The 17,402-nt window shown below is 72.6% G+C and carries 11 protein-coding genes and 1 pseudogene; 9 read left to right on the top strand and 3 right to left on the bottom strand.

Going from position 1 to position 17,402, the window contains the following annotated elements; all coding sequences use genetic code 11:
* The first annotated feature begins 18 nt into the window (after positions 1-18).
* Genes ABT078_RS07420 through ABT078_RS07435 form a run of 4 tightly spaced genes read left to right on the top strand, consistent with a single transcriptional unit; the run spans position 19 to position 6,181 of the window.
* The gene (locus tag ABT078_RS07420) at positions 19-1,236 is read left to right on the top strand and encodes an ATP-grasp domain-containing protein (RefSeq protein ID WP_351224800.1); all 1,218 of its coding nucleotides are present in this window, start codon (positions 19-21) and stop codon (positions 1,234-1,236) included.
* Positions 1,233-3,005, top strand: a complete 1,773-nt coding sequence (locus tag ABT078_RS07425; protein ID WP_351224802.1) for an IucA/IucC family protein — start codon at positions 1,233-1,235, stop codon at positions 3,003-3,005. The genes ABT078_RS07420 and ABT078_RS07425 overlap by 4 nt, the downstream gene beginning before the upstream one ends.
* Positions 3,006-3,011: 6 nt before the next feature.
* The gene (locus ABT078_RS07430; protein WP_351224804.1) at positions 3,012-4,961 is read left to right on the top strand and encodes an IucA/IucC family protein; all 1,950 of its coding nucleotides are present in this window, start codon (positions 3,012-3,014) and stop codon (positions 4,959-4,961) included.
* A complete protein-coding gene (locus ABT078_RS07435; RefSeq protein ID WP_351224806.1) occupies positions 4,958-6,181 on the top strand; it encodes a type III PLP-dependent enzyme in 1,224 nt (407 codons plus the stop codon). Before ABT078_RS07430 ends, ABT078_RS07435 begins: the two co-directional genes overlap by 4 nt.
* Here the strand turns inward: ABT078_RS07435 and ABT078_RS07440 are convergent.
* Complete coding sequence (locus tag ABT078_RS07440; RefSeq protein WP_351224808.1) at positions 6,171-6,497, bottom strand: hypothetical protein; 327 nt, start codon at positions 6,495-6,497, stop codon at positions 6,171-6,173. The two genes, ABT078_RS07435 and ABT078_RS07440, sit on opposite strands and share 11 nt — an antisense overlap.
* Before the next feature lie 197 nt (positions 6,498-6,694).
* Here ABT078_RS07440 and ABT078_RS07445 point away from each other — a divergent pair, with 197 nt between their 5' ends.
* Positions 6,695-7,420, top strand: coding sequence for an AAA family ATPase (locus tag ABT078_RS07445; RefSeq protein WP_351224810.1), 726 nt, complete (start codon positions 6,695-6,697; stop codon positions 7,418-7,420).
* A 49-nt stretch (positions 7,421-7,469) separates the two neighbouring features.
* On the opposite strand, the gene ABT078_RS07450 is transcribed toward ABT078_RS07445, so the two are convergent.
* Positions 7,470-7,991 (bottom strand): hypothetical protein, encoded by a 522-nt coding sequence (locus ABT078_RS07450; protein WP_351224812.1) that lies wholly within the window; start codon positions 7,989-7,991, stop codon positions 7,470-7,472.
* 678 nt (positions 7,992-8,669) lie between these two features.
* Between ABT078_RS07450 and ABT078_RS07455 the strand changes: the two genes are divergently transcribed.
* Both ABT078_RS07455 and ABT078_RS07460 read left to right on the top strand, forming a co-directional pair.
* The gene (locus ABT078_RS07455; protein ID WP_351224814.1) at positions 8,670-10,835 is read left to right on the top strand and encodes a SpoIIE family protein phosphatase; all 2,166 of its coding nucleotides are present in this window, start codon (positions 8,670-8,672) and stop codon (positions 10,833-10,835) included.
* Positions 10,836-10,837: 2 nt separating this feature from the next.
* Positions 10,838-13,324 carry a SpoIIE family protein phosphatase gene (locus tag ABT078_RS07460; protein WP_351224816.1) on the top strand — a complete coding sequence of 829 codons (2,487 nt, stop codon included), beginning with the start codon at positions 10,838-10,840 and terminating at the stop codon, positions 13,322-13,324.
* Positions 13,325-13,430: 106 nt separating this feature from the next.
* On the opposite strand, the gene ABT078_RS07465 is transcribed toward ABT078_RS07460, so the two are convergent.
* Complete coding sequence (locus ABT078_RS07465; protein ID WP_351224818.1) at positions 13,431-14,405, bottom strand: ArsR/SmtB family transcription factor; 975 nt, start codon at positions 14,403-14,405, stop codon at positions 13,431-13,433.
* 55 nt (positions 14,406-14,460) lie between these two features.
* On the opposite strand from ABT078_RS07465, the gene ABT078_RS07470 reads away from it, so the two are divergent.
* Both ABT078_RS07470 and ABT078_RS07475 read left to right on the top strand, forming a co-directional pair.
* Positions 14,461-15,747 carry an MFS transporter gene (locus tag ABT078_RS07470; RefSeq protein ID WP_351224820.1) on the top strand — a complete coding sequence of 429 codons (1,287 nt, stop codon included), beginning with the start codon at positions 14,461-14,463 and terminating at the stop codon, positions 15,745-15,747.
* A gap of 644 nt (positions 15,748-16,391) precedes the next feature.
* A pseudogene (locus tag ABT078_RS07475) lies at positions 16,392-17,344 on the top strand (TauD/TfdA dioxygenase family protein).
* The last annotated feature ends 58 nt before the right edge of the window (positions 17,345-17,402 follow it).

A 17,402-nucleotide genomic window follows, 5' to 3' on the forward strand; every position in this document is an offset into this window, starting at 1 on the left:
GCACGGAAGTGATCCCTCATGCAGCTGTACCTGCTTGCCCTGAACCCGACCGACTCGGTCACCGAGGGATTTCTCCCCGCCGCCCTGCGGCTCGGCCTCGCTGTCACCGTGCTCACCGACCGGCCCGATGCGCACCGGGCCGTCGCCGCGGATCTCGAGGGCGAAGGCGGGGTCGGGGTCGAGGTCCTGAAGTGCGACGTGCGCGACTTCCGCGCCGTCATCGCCCGGATCTCGGCCCACCGTGCCCCTGACGCGGTCTTCAGCAACAGCGACCATCTGCAGACCCAGACCGCCCTGGCCGCGGACTACTTCGGCCTGCCCGCCAAGAGCTGGCGGGCCGCGCTGCGCACCAAGGACAAGGCGGAGATGCGCCGTCGTCTGGCCGCTGCCGGTGCCGACGCCGTCCGGTCGGTGGAACTCTCCCCCGGGCAGGACCCGGCCGCGGTGAGCGCCGCTCCCGGCATGCCGTACCCGTGTGTGGTCAAGCCGCGTGAGGGGGTGGCGAGCGAGGACGTCGTCCTCGTCGAGGGACCTCAGGAGCTCGTGCGGCGCTGCGAGGAGATCCAGGCGCGCCGGCCGGGGGCGGCGCTGGTCGTCGAGGAGTACCTCGCCGGTGAGCTGTACACCCTGGAGACGCTCGGCGACGGCCGTGTCCGTCATGTGCTGGGCGGGTTCCGTACCGAGCTCTCCCCTCCCCCGTACTTCGTCGAGGAGCGGCTGACGTACGTGCCTGTCCACCCCGAGCCGGTGGTGGACCAGGTCCTTTCCCAGCTGGACGCGCTCGGAGTCGGGTTCGGCGCCTGCCACACCGAGTTCGTGGTGCACGAAGGGCGCGCACGGATCATCGAGGTCAACTACCGTGCCATCGGCGACCAGTGCGATCTGCTGCTCACCCAGCTCCTGGACATCCCGCTGTTCGAGCACATCCTCCGTACCCATCTCGGTGAGTCGCTGCCGCCGGACCTGGGTGTGCGCACGGACGTCGCGGCGCGGCTCGACTATCCGTGCGCCGACCGGGCGGGGATCCTGGCCTCGGGACCCGGCGCGGCCGATCTGGAGTACGGCGACGTGAAGCTGACGTACCGGCCGCTGCGCGGGATCGGCGAGCGCCACGAACTCCACCGCACCAACCGCGACTTCCTGGGAGTCGTCCGCGCCACCGGCACGGACCAGGAGCTGGTGGACCGGGCCGTGGCCGAGTTCCTGGCCGCGCAGCGCTGGGAGATCACGCCGTGACGCTACCGGCTGCCGGAGCCCCCGGCACGACGGAGGCGGACCTGCTCCTTCGTGTGCTGAGCGCCCTGCTGCGCGAGGACGTGGTGGGACTGCGCACCCGCAGTGCCCTCGTGGAGCGCCCCGACGGAACATGGCTACGGCTGGAGACCCCCGGGGCCGACGCGTGGCTGCTGCCCGTGCGCGAGGACGGCTTCCAGTGCGAGTGGGCCGCCCGGGAGCCGCTGCTGCGCCAGGAGTCGGCGGGTCCCTCCGGGACGGACCTGACCACCTGCGACGAGGTCCTGACCGCCCTGAGGGCACTGGCCCCTCCCGAGGACCGCGCAGGCTTCGACGCCTTCGCCGCCGAGTGCCGCCAGACCCGTACCACCCTCCAGCTGCACGCCGATTCGGCGGACGAGGTCCTCGCGACGCTGGCGGCGCGGAACGGCGCCGACCCGGCGTACTGGACCGGGCTCTCGGGCGTACTGGCCCATGACTCCCTCGCCGCCCGGCTCGATCACCCCGTGTATCCGACGGCGCGCGGCCGCTCCGGGCTCACGGCCGGAGGACTGCGGGCGTACGCGCCCGAGTTCCATCCCCGATTCGCCCTGCGCTGGCTCGCCCTTCCCAGGGACGCGGTCACCGTGGTCACCGGCCCGGGTCCGGTTCCCGCACCGCTGCCCTCGGCGCTCGGGCTCCCCGGACTCGACGACAGCCATCTCGCGCTCCCCGTCCATCCGCTGACCGTGGCCGGCCCTCTGCATGACGCCGTGTGCGCCGCCGGGCTCGGCGGCCGTGCCGTCCTGGCAGGGAGGCCGCACCTCGACGTCGTGCCGACCCTGTCCATGCGGACGGTGGCACTCGCCGACGACCCCGGGGTCCATCTCAAGGTCCCGCTGGCCACCTCCACCCTGGGCAGGCTGAACCGGCGCACCATCAAGCCCGGCACCCTCGTCGACGGCGCGGCGGCCCAGCACCTGCTGCAGTCGGTGACCGCCCGCGAGCCCCGCTTCCGGGACAGCGTTCTGCACGCCGACGAGACGTCGTACGCCCATGCCGGGCACGAACTTCTCGCCGTGCTCGTACGCCGCTTCCCCGCCGGACTGGACGACGCCGTGGTCGTACCGATGGCCGGGCTGCTGAGCCGGGCACCCGGTGGACGGCCGGTCGTCGACCATCTCGCCGACCGCTTCTTCGGCGGCGACCCGCTGGCCCTCCTCGACACGGTGCTCACGCTGCTGTTCGACTGGCAGACCACACTCTTCGCGTACGGGATCGCCCTGGAGTCCCACCAGCAGAACGTGTCGCTGGTGCTGGACGAACGAGCCGGCCGGCCGCGCCTGCGTCTGCTGCTCAAGGACAACGACGGCCCGCGCGTCAACCGCGTCCGGCTGCGCGAGGCCCTCGGAGCCGACGCTCCGGCCCCGTCGTCGTTCGACGATGCACGGATATGCGGTGACAGCGACGGTCCGGTCGTCGACCTGTTCACCACCATCACCGTCCATCTGTGCGCGGGCGCGTACGCGTTCGAGCTCGCCCGGCTGGGCCGTGCCCCGCTGGAGCGGCTGCTCGGGCTCGTACGGGAGCGGCTCGCCGAGGCGGTGGAGCGCCTCGGCACCCGGCCGGGAGAGCCCGGTGCCGTCCTGCGCGCACACGTCCTCGATGCGCCGCGGCTGCCCGTCAAGGCGATGGTCTCCGCGGGAACCCTGCTCACCAAGGAACGCTCAGGAGCATCCGACATCAACAAGCACTACACATCCGGACCCAACTATCTGCTGCGGGGAGTGTGACCGGCGATGACGTCCACTCGTCCCTCTCCATCCTCTCGATCGTCCCGGCCTTCCGGGTCCTCTGCCGGTCTCCCGGACCGGCTCCCGGGCCAGATCCCGGCCGAGCGCTCCGCCGCGGCCGGGCTGCCCACCGCCGACGAGGCAGTGGCCCACACGCTGCTCAACTGCCTGCTCCGTGAGGTGTCGGGACCCGAGCACCAGACCGCCGTCATCGACGGCCATCTGCTGCTGCGCCTGCCCCGACGCGGGATCCTGCTCCGGGTGGCACTGCGGCGGAGATCCCTCCTCGGCGCGCACCGCTTCTCCGGCCCGGTCGCCGAGGAGACCGCCGGCGGCTGGACCGAGCTCGACTGGCGGCGCCTCGCGGAGCACATCCATGAGGAGCTCTCCCTCCGCACGGGTACGGCGAACGACGAGTTCCTGGTCCAGATCGCCGCCAGCCGTCGGGGAGTTGCCGCGGCCCTCGCCGCGCGCGGGGCGGCGGCGGACGGGGCTGCCGTGACTGGTGCGGCCGCGAACGGGGCCGCCTCGGACGCGCCTGTGGTCCGCGTGGGGGAAGCGGATCCGCTCGCCGTCTACCTCGCCTCCGAGCAGTCCCTCGCCCTCGGGCACCGCTTCCACCCCACGCCGAAGGCCCGCGGCGGCGACCCCGCCGCCTGGTCCGCGTACGCGCCCGAGGCCGCCGCCTCCTTCCCGCTGCGGCTGCTCGCCGTCCGCGACCACCTGATCGCCGAGGAGTCGGCCGAACCCGGCGCCGCCCGGCCGCTGGACCGGCTGGGACCGGTGCCCGAGGGATACCGGCTGCTGCCCGCGCACCCGTGGCAGTACACGCTCCTGCAGCACCACCCGGCCCTGCGGGACGCCCTCCGCCGGGGCGACGTCCTCGATCTCGGCCCAGGCGGAACGCCCTTCACCGCCACGGCTTCGGTGCGCACCCTGTACGACGGTGACAGCTTCCTGAAGTTCAGCCTGAATGTGCGCATCACCAACTGCCTGCGCAAGAACGCACGTTACGAGCTCGGCGGCGCGGTCGCCCTCACCCGCCTGCTCCGACCCGTACTCGCGGATCTGGCCGCCCGCTTCCCGGGCACCGGCCTGCTCCGCGAGCCCGCCTACCGCAGCCTCGCCCTGCCCGGTCCCGACGGCAGCCCCGTCCTGGCCCTCCTCGAGGGCTTCGGCGTGATCGTGCGCGAAGGACTCGACCGCCACCTTCGTACCGGGGTCACCCCGCTCCTCGCCGCAGCCGTCGCCGACGAGTACCCCACCGGGCCCGGCCATGTCTCCCGTCTGCTGGCCGGCGCGGACGCCGGCGCGGCTCTGTCGTGGTGGCGCGTGTACCTGGAGCTGCTCGTTCCGCCCGTCCTGGCCGCGTACTTCGACCACGGTGTGGTCCTCGAACCCCATCTGCAGAACGTGCTCGTCTGTGTGGACGCCGACCGCAGGCCGGTCCGGGTCCTCTTCCGCGACCTGGAGGGCACCAAGCTCCTCCCCGCACACCATGCCGGCACGCTCGCGGCTCTTCCCGACGAGGTGGCGGTCTCGTTGACCTACGGCGCCGGGCGCGGCTGGGACCGGGTCGTGTACTGCCTGGTCGTGAACCACGTCGCCGAGATGCTGGCCGCCCTCGCCGATCTGCATCCGGGGTCCGAACCCGCGCTGTGGTCCGAGGTCCACCGCACGCTCCGGAGGTACGCGGACGAGCACGGCTGCCCGCCCCGCCTGGGCGCCCTGCTCGCGGGTGAGCCGCTGCCCGCCAAGGCCAATCTGCTCACCCGCTGGGCGCGCACGGCCGACCGCGAGGCGCGCTATGTGCGCCTGCCCTCGCCGCTGGCCTCGGCCGTGTTGTCCGGCGCGAGCCGCACCCACAGCGCCGACAGCACCCACAACACGAACAGCATCGTCGAATTCGCCGAATTCGCCGAATTCGACGACATCGACGCCTGGAACGCCCGTTGACGACCACCGTCCTCACTCCTCCGGTCCGCGAACGGGCGCTGTCCCTCGCGTCCGGTGAGCTGCCCGCCTATCTGTACGACCTGGCCGCGCTGCGCGAGCACGCCGTGTCCGTACGGTCGGCGCTGCCGGAGCGCGTCGAGCTGTACTACGCCGCCAAGGCCAATCCCGAGCCGGAGATCCTGACCGCGCTCGCACCGTTCGTGGACGGCTTCGAGGTCTCGTCGGGCGGCGAACTCGCCCATGTCGCCAAGGCCGTTCCCGGCCGTCCGCTGGCGTTCGGCGGCCCCGGGAAGACTCCCGACGAGACGGCGGCGGCGCTGACTGCGGGTGTGGAGCGGTTCCATGTCGAGAGCGCCCACGAACTGCGCATGCTGGCGGACCTCGCCTCCCGCGTGGTGCCCGGGGCGCGGGTCGCGGTCCTGCTCCGCTTCAACCTGCCGCTCGCCGACGGCGCGTTGGCGGCGAGCGCGCTGTCCATGGGCGGCCGGCCGACGCCGTTCGGTCTCGACCCGTCCGAGGCCGATGCCGTGATCCGCCTGCTCACGGACGGCAGCCATCCGCACCTTGAGCTGCGGGGCATTCACGCCCATCTCGCCAGCGGCCTCGGCGCCCCGGCGCAGATCGCCGTCGCCGAATCCGTCGTGACCTGGGCGGTGCGCCTCGCCGGCCGCCATGGCATCACCCTGCAGGAGGTGAACGTCGGTGGCGGAATGACCGTGGACTACGCCGATCCCGGCGCCCTGTTCGACTGGGCGGCGTATGGTGCCGGCCTCGCCCGCCTCACGGCCGCCCACCCCGGGCTGCTGCTGCGCATCGAGCCGGGCCGGGCCCTGACCGCGTACTGCGGCTGGTACGTCACGGAGGTCCTGGACGTGAAGCGGAGCCTGGGCGAGGAGTTCGCCGTCGTACGCGGGGGCACGCACCATCTGCGCACTCCCGCGACGAAGGGCCACGACCAGCCCTGCACGCTGCTGGCCGTGGACACCTGGCCCCATCCCTGGCCGCGGGCCGCGTCCCGGCAGGATCTGATCACGCTGGCGGGACAGCTCTGCACCCCCAAGGACGTCCTCGCCCGCCGTGTCCCTGCGAGGGGGTTGCGGGCCGGGGACCGCGTGGTGTTCGCGCTTGCGGGTGCGTACGCGTGGAACATCTCGCACCACGACTTTCTGATGCATCCCCGGCCCGGCTTCCACTTCCTGGGTGGTGCCGTCAGCGGTTGAAGTGGCTGAAGCCCACCTCGAACCCCTCGACGGAGAGGACCCGCTGGCCTTCTCTCCGTGCGGTCTCCTCACGGATCCGGCCGGCTCTCTCCTCGCTGGCCTCCATCGACGGTTCGTCCTCCCAGAGAGTCATGGACACCGCCTTTCCGGTGGACCGGTCGACGAGGTAGTAGACGCCGACGAAGCCGGGCACGTCCTGGATCTGTTTGACAACCGCTTCCGAAGTGGCCGACAGGTCGCCCTCGGCCGGCACGGGTGATCCCTGATAGGTGCTCAGTCTCGCGAACATCGCAGCACCCCTTCCCTCGACGACCATCGGCCGGACGGCCGACGGCCCCAGACCAGCGTGCCCCGGCGCACCGGGGGGCGCATGCCGGGGCGGGAAAGCTGCTGGTCAGCGGGCCCGAGCGCGCTGGTTCGCCCCCCCGGACCGCCGCCCCGGACCGGCCCCTGGATCACCCGAGTTGCCCGCGGGCAGATGCGGGCGGCTCTCCCACGGATACAATCGGGCGGGTGATTATCGAACGTGCGTACGCCCACCTCTCCTCGTACGACGCGGACGCATGGCCCTGGTCGGTGCCGTGCGTCAGGCAACTCCTGGGCGAGGGGCTGCGGTTCACGGCGCCCGTCACCTTCCTGGTCGGCGAGAACGGCTCCGGGAAGTCGACGCTGGTCGAGGCGCTGGCGGAAGGGTTCGGGCTGGACTCCTACGGTGGCTCGCACGACTGGAAGTACGCCTCGCACCGCAGCAAGTCGGTGCTGGGCGAGCGCATCCGCTTCGACGCCGCACCACGCGGGCGCCGCATGGCCGGCAGCTGGTCGGCGCGCAAGGGCTTCTTCCTGCGGGCGGAGACCGCCATGGACGCCCTGGACCGTGAGGGCCTCGCGCCGGACACGGTCAGCCACGGTGAAGGGTTCCTGGCGGCGTTCCGCGGGAAGTTCCTGCGGACCGGGCTCTATGTGATGGACGAGCCCGAAGCGGCGCTCTCCTTCTCGTCCTGTCTCGAGCTGATCGGCCACATGGACCAGTTGGCGAAGAACGGCAGCCAGATCGTCTGCGCGACCCACTCACCGCTGCTGACCGCCCTGCCCGGTGCCGACGTCATCGAGGTGGGCGAGCACGGCATGCGCCGGGTCGAGTGGCGCGACCTCGGCCTCGTCGACCACTGGCGGCGGTACCTCGCCGACCCGCGGGCCTATCTGCGGCACGTGGTGGGGCCGCTCGACGCCGACGAGTAGCCCTCCGGATCCTCCGGGGCCCGATCCGCCTCCCGCGTACGGGCCCTGCTCAGTGGCCCGCGAGGAGCTTCACGGCGACGACCCCCACGCCGATCGCGGTGTCCAGCAGACCGGAGATCAGCGCACTCACCGGCCCGTTGCCCATCCTCAGACCGGTCCGCCAGCCCCACATGAACAGGGTGGCCACCTCCACGCCGGCACCGATCAGCAGGGCGGTGACCAGGCCCATGGCCCCGAGCGCCGACAGGGTGATCAGCACCAGCGGTCCGACAGCGGTGAGCAGCAAGGGGCTGGAGACGTGCAGCGCCGTCCGGATCTCCCGCCGGGTGGCGCCGCGCCCGCTCACCGCCCGGTGCGACTGCTCGTCGGCGACGAGCGTGGCCAGCCAGACCCCGAGCGCCGTCACGGCCACGGTGAGTGCCGCCTCGAGGTGGTCGGGTTCGTCCGTCTCGGCGAGCGCGACCACGACGGCGGTCAGGGTGATGGTCGCGTAGATCCGTTCCTTGAGCCGTGCGGCTGCGGTGTCACCGGCCCGAGCCGCCGTTGCGGCGGTGCTCGGCTGCGAGGTCATACATGCGCCCTTCCGCGGCAATGCCACTGTGCCGGAGCGTCCACTCCAGCGAGCCGGACCGCCCACTCCAGTGACACAACGTAGCCGAACGGACACATGGATGCCGTCGTCGGCTTGACGGCTTCCCACCGTGTCCGCCCGGCGCCACCCTTGCGGCATCAGCGTGCGCGCTGTCGCCTCTGCCCTCGGGGAACCGGGCGACGATCATGGACGCCGTTCGCCCGCATGCCGCCGGTTCCACCTCGTTCACATCCGCGTGGAGGAGACGAAGACGCGGATACGCCTGCGCCGCCCCGACGACGGGCTGTCGCTCACCACGTTGACAGCGGACTGACGGACTCAGCGGGCGCCGACGCCATGGGTGCGGTGCTCGCCGCCATCGCCGGCGCGCACATGGCGTACCGGCAGGGGGACGCCGGGGTCGCCGCCGTCCGCTCAGCTCATCACTGCACCGAAACGATCAGGCCGGAGGGCCGCAGCCCAACCGTCGGACCATGGTCCGGGACGCTGCGGCCGGCGCGCCGGGCCCCGGTGGCAGAGCCGCAGGGGCCCGGCCCGTACGCTCCGCTCGCCGACCGCAGCGGCTCGGATAGGGTGTTTTGATAAGAAATGCACCCGGTCAAACGCGTCGCCCGGGAGCGGCCGTCGGGCACAGCGCCCCGGGGTTAGGTCGTTGCGTTGGACACACACAAGCCGACGAGCGATGTGCCGGACCAGCCCTTGTCGGTGGTCGGGTACGCGGGAGTGCTCAGCGAGCTGCTTCCCATCGCGCTGTGGCGAGTCGACGCGCAGGGGCGCATCGCGGAGTGGTCGCTCGCCGCCCAGGACCTGCTCGGCTGGTCACCGGACCAGGTGCTGGGCAGGGACGCGCTCGCGGTACTGGTGCCCGAGGCCAACTGGCACCTGGCCGACGAGCTGAAGGAGCAGGTCCTGGCCGGCGAGGCGGTCGTCGGAACCCTCCCGGCGCGGCACCGCGACGGGCACCCGGTGCACATGGAGATGTGGATCTGCCCGGCTCCCGGTGCGCAGGGCGACAAGGGGATGCTCATCATCGCCGTGGAGACCTCCGCGGTGATGCGCATGCGGGATTCGCTGGCCGCCCTGGAGGGCCTGTTCACCCAGTCCCCCATCGGTCTGGCCATGGTGGACCCCGATCTGCGGTTCATCCGGGTCAACGACGCGCTGGCACGGATGAACCGGGTGCCGGCCGCCGGGCACATCGGCAAGCGCCCCACGGAGGTCGCGCCCGGCGTCAACGCCGTGGCGCTGGAGGCGGTGATGCACCAGGTCATGGAGGGCGGTGAGGCAGTCGTCGACGTACGCCGCGCGAGTCGTCCCCGTTCCGGTCCCGGATCCCGATCGGGTGTCGCCCCGGAGCCCGATTCCGACCGGACCTGGTCCTGCTCGTGCGCTCCGCTCGTCGACCGCACCGGGCGGCGGCTGGGGCTGATCACCTCCCTGATCGACATCACCGACCGAGAGCAGGCGCAGACCGCCGCCGAAGAGGCGCGGCGGCGCTTCGCCCTGCTGGCCGAGGCGGGCACCCGTATCGGAACCACCCTGGACCTGCGGCAGACGGCCGAGGAGGTGGTGCAGGTGCTGGTGCCCCGGGTGGCCGACTCGGCCGATGTGCAGGTGCTGGCGGAGGTGCTCGATCCCGACGAGGCCACCGCTTCGGCACAGGGCGTGGTGCGCCGTCTGGCGGCCACCTTCCCCGATCCGTCCGCACCCACCGCACAGCTCGTGGCCGGCCAGACCTTCCAGGTCCCGCTCGGCTCCGTGTACGAGCGGGTCATCGCCGAAGGGCTGCCGATGAACCTCTCCCTGACCGACCTTCCGGCACTGATGCCCGGGCCGAACGCCGAGCCGCTGCGCGATTACCTGGGTGCCCGCATGAGCTGCGGGCGACTGGTGCCGCTCGTCGCCCGCGGCAGGGTGCTCGGCGCCGTGATGCTGGCGCGTACCCGCGGCCGCGAGCCGTTCGACGAGCAGGACTTCGTGCTCATCGACGAGCTCGTCGCCCGCGCGGCGCTGAACATCGACAACGCGCGCATGTACACCGGCCAGCGAGCCGCGGCCCTGACCCTGCAACGCAGCCTGTCGGACAATCTGCTGCCCGACGTGAGCGGCCTGGAACTCACCGGACGCTACCTCCCCGCCAGCGACCACGAGGTCGGCGGCGACTGGTTCGATGCCATCGCTCTGCCCGGTGGCCGCACCGGGCTGGTCATCGGTGATGTGATGGGGCACGGGATCCATGCGGCAGCCGTCATGGGTCAGCTGCGCACAGCGGTCCGCACGCTGGCACGTCACGACGTCCCCCCGGACCGGATGCTGCACTCCCTCGACGCCGCCGTGGCCGACCTGGGCGAGGACGAAATGGCGACGTGCGTGTACGCGGTCCACGACCCGGCCGCGGGCCGCTGTCTGCTCGCCAGGGCCGGCCATCCGCCCCCGGCCGTCGCCGACGCCCGGGGGACGATCGCCTTCCTGGACGGCCCCTCGGGGACACCGCTGGGAGCGGGCGGTCAGGACTTCCTGACCGAGCAGGTGCCGCTGCCCCCCGGCAGTCTCCTGGTGCTGTACACCGACGGCCTCATCGAGACACGTCACCGTGACCTCGACCAGGGCATGCAGGAACTCGCCCAGGCACTGCGGCACCTCGACCGCCCGCTGGAGGAGATCTGCGACCGCGTCCTCGACAGGCTGCTGCCCGCCACGGCGCGGGACGACGTGGCCGTGCTGCTCGCCAGAGCCCTGCCCCTTCCGGGCTCGGTCGCGACCCATCCCGGGCGGCGGAATCCGCACGGTCCCGCCCGGAACGCGCAAGGGCAACGGTGGTAACCATGGGCGCACCCCTGACGGCGTTCCACGAGAGCCCGGACGACCCGTTCGCGGTGGAGCGGGCGGCCTCGGCGGTGCTGGACGACCGCGGGAACATCGTCGGCTGGAGCGAGCGGGCCGAGGCGCTGTTCGGCTACCCGCCCGAGCAGGCGCTCGGGCGTCCGGCGTGCGGTTTCCTGGTCCATCCCCGCGACCGCGGCATCGTCATGGATGCGGTTGCCGCCTGCAGGCACGGCCGCGGGTGGTTCGGAGTCGTCCCCGTGCGGCACCGCGACGGCCACCGGATCGCGGTGGGCTGCCGGGCCCGGGTGCTCACGAAGGGCGGCTCCCGGGGCTCGCACGACTCGTACCAGGAGTGGTATCTCGTCGCCGCGCCCGCCGAAGAGGTGATCCAGTGGGAGACGGACCGCTCCGTACTCGACGGAGTGTTCAGCCGCTGCCCGATCGGCGTGGCCGTCCACGCGCCGGACCTGACCATCCTGCGGGTCAACCGGGCGCTCGCCCGCTTCAGCGGGCTCCCGGTCGAGAAGCACCGCGGACTGCGCATCGGCGACTTCCTGATCCCGGAGGACACCGAAACGGTGGAGCGGGAACTGCGGAAGGTACTGGAGACGGGCCGGTCCTCGGTCTTCGCCGAACAGCACTGCCGTACGCGACATGATCCCGTCCAGGACCTGTTCGTCTCGGTGTCGGCGTTCCGGATGGAGGACGCCTCAGGACGGATCCTCGGCGTGACCGAGACGATCGTGGACGTGACCGAACGCCATCGGGCGAGGCGCCGGCTCGCCCTGCTCAACAAGGCCAGCGCCCACATCGGGACCACGCTGGACGTGGGGAGAACCGCGAGGGAGCTGACCGAGGTGGCGGTCCCGGACCTGGCCGACTGTGTCTCCGTGGATCTGCAGGAGCCGGTGATCCGCGGTGAGGAGCCGGTGCAGGGCCCGTTCACCACGGTGCAGCGGGCGGCGGTCCTCAGCATCCTGCCGGACGGCGGGGGCATGATGTACCCGGTGGGCCGCACGATCGACATCCCGCCGGAGAGCACGCAGGCGCGCAGCCTGGCCGCACGGCGTCCGGTCCTCGACACAGAGATCGAAGGCATCGTGAGGTGGCTGTCCGGCGACCCGGAGCGGGCCGTGCGCGTCCGGTGCCTCCTCGGTACTCCTTCGCTGATGGTGGTGCCGCTGATCGCGCGTGGACTCGTGCTCGGCGTCCTGAGTCTGTGGCGGTGGCACCGGACCGAGCCGTTCGAGGAGGACGACCTCAGGCTCGCCGAGGAGTTCGCGTCCCGTGCCGCGGTCTGCATCGACAACGCACGCCGCTACACCCAGCAGCAGTTGGCGGCCCTCACTCTGCAGCACAGCCTGCTCCCGCACGAGGTGCCGGGGCACCCCGCGGTCGAGGTCGCCCACCGCTACGTGCCGGCCGATGCCACGACGGGCGTCGGCGGTGACTGGTTCGACGTCATCCCGCTCTCCGGGCTGCGCGTCGCGCTCGTGGTCGGCGATGTGGTCGGCCGCGGCATCCACGCCGCCGCCACCATGGGCCGGCTGCGCACCGCCGTGCACACCCTGGCCAATCTCGACCTCGCGCCGGACGAGGTCCTCTCGCACCTCGACGATCTCGTGGACCGCCTGGCCGCCGAGCAGGAGCCCGCCGACGGGGCCGAGGAGCCCGACGGCTCCGGCCCACGCCGTCCCCAGATCGTGGGCGCGACCTGTCTGTACGCGGTGTACGACCCGGTCTCGCGGAACTGCTCCCTGGCCCGCGCCGGGCATCCGCCGCCGGTCGTGGTGACCCCGGACGGAGAGGTGCACCTCCTCGACGTGCCCGCGGGTCCGCCGCTGGGGCTGGGCGGGCTGCCGTTCGAGACCGCGGAGCTGGAGCTGGCGGAAGGCAGCCTCCTGGCCCTCTACACCGACGGACTCATCCAGGCCCGCAAGCGGGACGTCGACGAGAGCCTGGCGGATCTGTGCGGCGCACTGGCCATGCCCGCGGACTCGCTGGAGGACACCTGCAGGACGGTGGAGGGCAGGTTGCTGCACGACCGGCCGACCGACGACGTCGCCGACGACGTGGCCCTGCTCCTCGCCCGAACGCGCGTGCTGGCGCGGGAGAAGGTGGCCGTGTGGGAGCTGCCCGTGGAGGCCACCGCCGCTGCCGAGGCCCGGACGCTGGCGGCCGCCCAACTGGCCGAGTGGGGGCTGGAGGAACTGGTCTTCACCACCGAACTGATCGTCAGTGAGCTCGTCACCAACGCCATCCGGTACGGCGGCGGCCCGATCGGTCTGCGGCTCGTCCGCGACCGCCGGCTGATCTGCGAGGTGTCCGATGGCAGCAGCACCTCCCCGCACCTGCGCCGGGCCCGGACCACGGACGAGGGCGGCCGCGGGCTCTTCCTGGTGGCACAGCTCACCGAGCGCTGGGGCACCCGGTACACGCGCGACGGCAAGACCATCTGGGCCGAACAGCCCCTGGAATCCCCGTAGGTCCCGGTCCCGCCCCGGCGACCGGACGGGAGCCGACGGGACAGAAGTCGTCATACGGCGGCCGGTCGGTCGACGCATCGATCCTGCGGGAGCCGATCCGGCGGGATCAGTCGCTACTCCCCCGTATCAGCGCCTCTCCCACACTCGTGCGCGCATAGAGCACCACCCGCCCCGTGCGGTGGGCGCGCACGAGACCCGCCGCACGCAGTGCCGTGAGGTGCTGGGACACGCCTCCCGGGGAGTGGTCGATGCGGCGGGCCAGGTCTGTGGTGGAGGCGGGGGCGGCCAGCTCGGCGAGCAGCAGGGCGCGGGTGCGGCCGAGCACGCCGGACAGGGCGTCGGAGCACGGCTGCGCACGCTGCTCCCACAGCGTGCCGACGCCGCGTGGCGGGTAGCGCAGAGTGGGCTGCCAGTCCGGGCTGCCCAGCGTCGAGAAGATCCGCGGCCAGGTGAAGGCCGAGGGCACGAGCAGCAGCCCCCGGCCGTCCAGCCGGCGCACGCCGCCGGTGCAGCCGTGGTTCATCTGCAGGGTGCCCGACTCCCAGGCCAGCTGCGGGTCGAGGTCGTCGAAGAGGCGCCGGGCGCCGCCCTCGGCGAAGTGTCCGGCGCGGTGCAGGATGTCGCCCTCGAAGAGGGTGAGGATGCGCGGCCAGTACGGCGCGAGCGCCACCTCCCAGTACGAGCTGATCACGTCCGCGAGCCGGCCGAGTCCGCGCTCCGGGTCCTCGCGCAGCGCAGCGACAGCGGCCTCGGCGCCGGGAGAGGTCGTACGGAGCAGAGCGTGGGGTGTGGCCCGCAGCGCGGCGAGTTCCACGTCGAGCGAGGGCTGCGGGGTGGTCGGAGGCGGCACCAGGAATCCGGGGATGCCCACGGTCGGCACGGCGATCAGTCCGAACAGCGGCGCAAGGTCCAGCTTCGCCGCCGCGAGCCGCGGGCGCACCTGCTCGGCCCAGCGCCGGTGCATTCCCTGCAGGTCGGCGCCCTTGAGCACCCGCACGCTCGCCACCACCTCCCACAGCGGGGAGACGGCGAAGCGCGTGCGGGCCACGTCCTCGGCGGAGAACTCGATTTCCACCAGCATTCGGCCGAGGCTAAATCATTGGTACGCGGGGTGCGCCCGCGGCACCGTACCGATCATGCCCACGCAGAGCCCCTGGCGGACACCCGGCTTCCGCACCCTGTTCACGGCCACCGCGCTCAGCCAGCTGGGCACCAACATCGGTTACGTCGCCGTCCCGTTGATCGCCGTCTCCGCTCTCGACGCGAGCCCGGCCCAGGTGGGGCTGCTGGCCACCCTCAGCACGGTGGCCTTCCTCGTCATCGGCCTGCCGGCCGGGGCCTGGGTGGACCGGATGCGCCATCGCCGGGTGCTGATCGCCGCGGAGCTGGCAAGGGCCGGGGTCTTCGCTTCCGTGCCGGTGGCCTCGTCGCTGGACGCACTGACACTCGGTCAGTTGTACGCGGTCGTCCTGCTGAACGGCTGCGCCACGGTCTTCTTCGACGTGGGCTCACAGAGCGTGCTGCCGGAGCTGGTCGGCCGCCGAGGGCTGGTGCGGGCGAACACCGCGGTGGTGAGCCTCCAGGCGGCCGGCAACGTGGCCGGCAGGGGCGCGGGCGGCGGACTCGTGCAGCTGCTGACGGCACCGGTGGCCGTGGTGGGCGTGGGCGTGCTCCATCTCGCCTCGGCGCTTCGGCTCGGCGGGGTCGGCCGGGCTCGGCCGGCATCGGCGGGGTCCGGGCCCGCGCGGCCGCCGGCCGGGCTGAGGGCGCAGATCGCCGAAGGGCTACGTCATGTCCTCGGCAACAGGGAGCTGCGGGCGCTCGCGCTCACCGCGTCCCTGAACAACCTCGGCGCGCAGCTCGTCAACACCCTGCTTCCCCTGCTGTTCACCCGTGAACTGGGGCTGTCCGCAGGCGTGCTGGGCCTGTACTGGGCTTTCGGCGGGGTCGGTATCTTCCTCGGCGCGCGCTGCGCCCGCCGCGTCGCCCGCCGACTGGGTCACGGCCGCGCGCTCGGCCTGGTCGGTCTGTGCATGGCTCCGGTGGCACTGGTCGTCCCGCTCGTCGACCGGGGCCCGTGGCTCTGGCTCGCGGCGGCCGGCTGGATGCTCGCCACCTTCAAGATGGGCATCGACAACGTGCTCGGGGTCAGCCTGCGCCAGGGCCTGACGCCCGATCCGCTCCTCGGCCGTATGAACGCGACCTTCCGCTTCATGCTCACCGGTGCGCTGGCGGTCGGCTCGGCCCTGGCCGGCCTGATCGGTGAGTTCGCCGGAGTGCGCACCGCGCTGTGGGTGGGCGGCGGCTGTCTGACGCTCGCCTTCGTGCCCGTCTTCCTCTCCCCGGTACGCACGCGGCGCGAGCTGCCGCGGCAGCCGTCCCCCTCGCCCGGTGTCGACGGTGCGGCAGTGGCACAGGCCTGAGGCGTCGTCGCCTCCGGGTGCACGGCGCGGCGGAGGGCCCCCGACACCCGAGCGCGGGCACTGAAGAGCTCATGCGCGGGCCGGACCGAGCAAGCGTCACGGGCTTCCTTCCGCTCTGTTGCCGGTCGTGGCCGACGCGTTGCGGTGGCGTGAAATCGTCGGTGTCCGGATCGCAGGCTTCGGCCGGTCCTGGGCTTGTCGCGGCGCGCAGTGGTCCTGACCGGTGAAGTCTCAGGTCAGGGACCGTTCGACAGCCCTGGGAGCAGCACCGCGAGGCCGGCGGCACCGGCCCCGATTCCACCAGTGGCGACCCACCGGACCGGCCTCCGACCGCCCTTGACCGGCGCGGCGGGCCGCTGCCACGCTCCGGGCCATGTCCGCGACGAGCATTCCCGTTGCGCGGCTCCACGACCTGTGCCGACGCCCTGCGTCGGAGGCGTGTACGAGCCGCTGTACGGCCATGCCGCGCGTCTGAGCACCGCGCCCCGCCGGTCCGGCTTCGCCTGCTGCGCACTGCGGAACGCTCCCGGACCGCATGACTCCCCTGTAACGAACCCATCCCCCGTCCTGCAGCACCCCCCTTCCCGTCGCCCCGGGCAGCGCCCGGCAGGCCGGCACGGAGGGGGGTGAGTGAGGAGCACACCATGACTTCAGCGACGACCACCGACGTCCGCACCACCCGGGGACCGGCCGTGGAGAAGGTCGGCGGCCGGCTCGGCGCCGTGATTTCCGGGGTCCGCCTCGGTCCTGACCTCGCTGCCGAGACGGTCGCGGCCGTGCGGGCCGCGCTGCTCGCCCACAAGGTCGTCTTCTTCCGCGGCCAGGATCACCTCGACGAGGAGAGCCACGAGGGGTTCGCACGCCCGCTGGGCACCCCGGTCGCCCACCCCACCGTGCCGTCCGCCGACGGGCGTTACTCCCTGGGCATCGACTCCGACCACGGCGGGCGGGCCAACCAGTGGCACACCGACGTCACGTTCGTGCCCGCCTACCCGGCGTTCTCCATCCTGCGGGCCGTGACGATCCCGCCCTACGGAGGCGACACCCTGTGGGCCAACACGGCGACCGCGTACGAGAACCTCCCCGCCCCCTGCGCACGCTCGCCGACAGCCTGCGCGCCGTGCACTCCAACGACTACGACTACGTGGCGCTGCGTCCCGACGCGCTGCCCGAGGCGCTCGCGCAGTACCGCGAGGTCTTCACGTCCACCACGTTCCGCACCGAGCACCCGGTCGTCCGGGTCCACCCGGAGACCGGCGAACGCACCCTGCTGCTCGGCAACTTCGTGCAGCGCATCAGCGGTCTTCCCGGCATCGACTCGCGGGCCCTCCTGGCCCTCTTCCAGTCGCACATCGAACGCCCTGAGAACACCGTGCGCTGGCAGTGGCGGGAAGGCGACGTCGCCATCTGGGACAACCGTGCCACCCAGCACTACGGCGTGGACGACTCCGACGACCACGAGCGCAAGCTGCGCCGCGTGACCATCGACGGCGACGTCCCGGTCGGGGCCGACGGCCGCGCCTCGCAACTGCTGGAGCCGGAGCGCGTGCCGGAGCCGGCCTTCGGCGTCCCGTCGGGCGCGTCGCACGGCGTCTGACCGAACGCGGGCCGGTGCCGCGGCACCGGCCCTCCGCGATCCGCTTCACCCACACACC

The organism is Streptomyces sp. NPDC002133, assembly GCF_040296405.1.
In the GTDB taxonomy this organism is placed as follows: domain Bacteria; phylum Actinomycetota; class Actinomycetes; order Streptomycetales; family Streptomycetaceae; genus Streptomyces.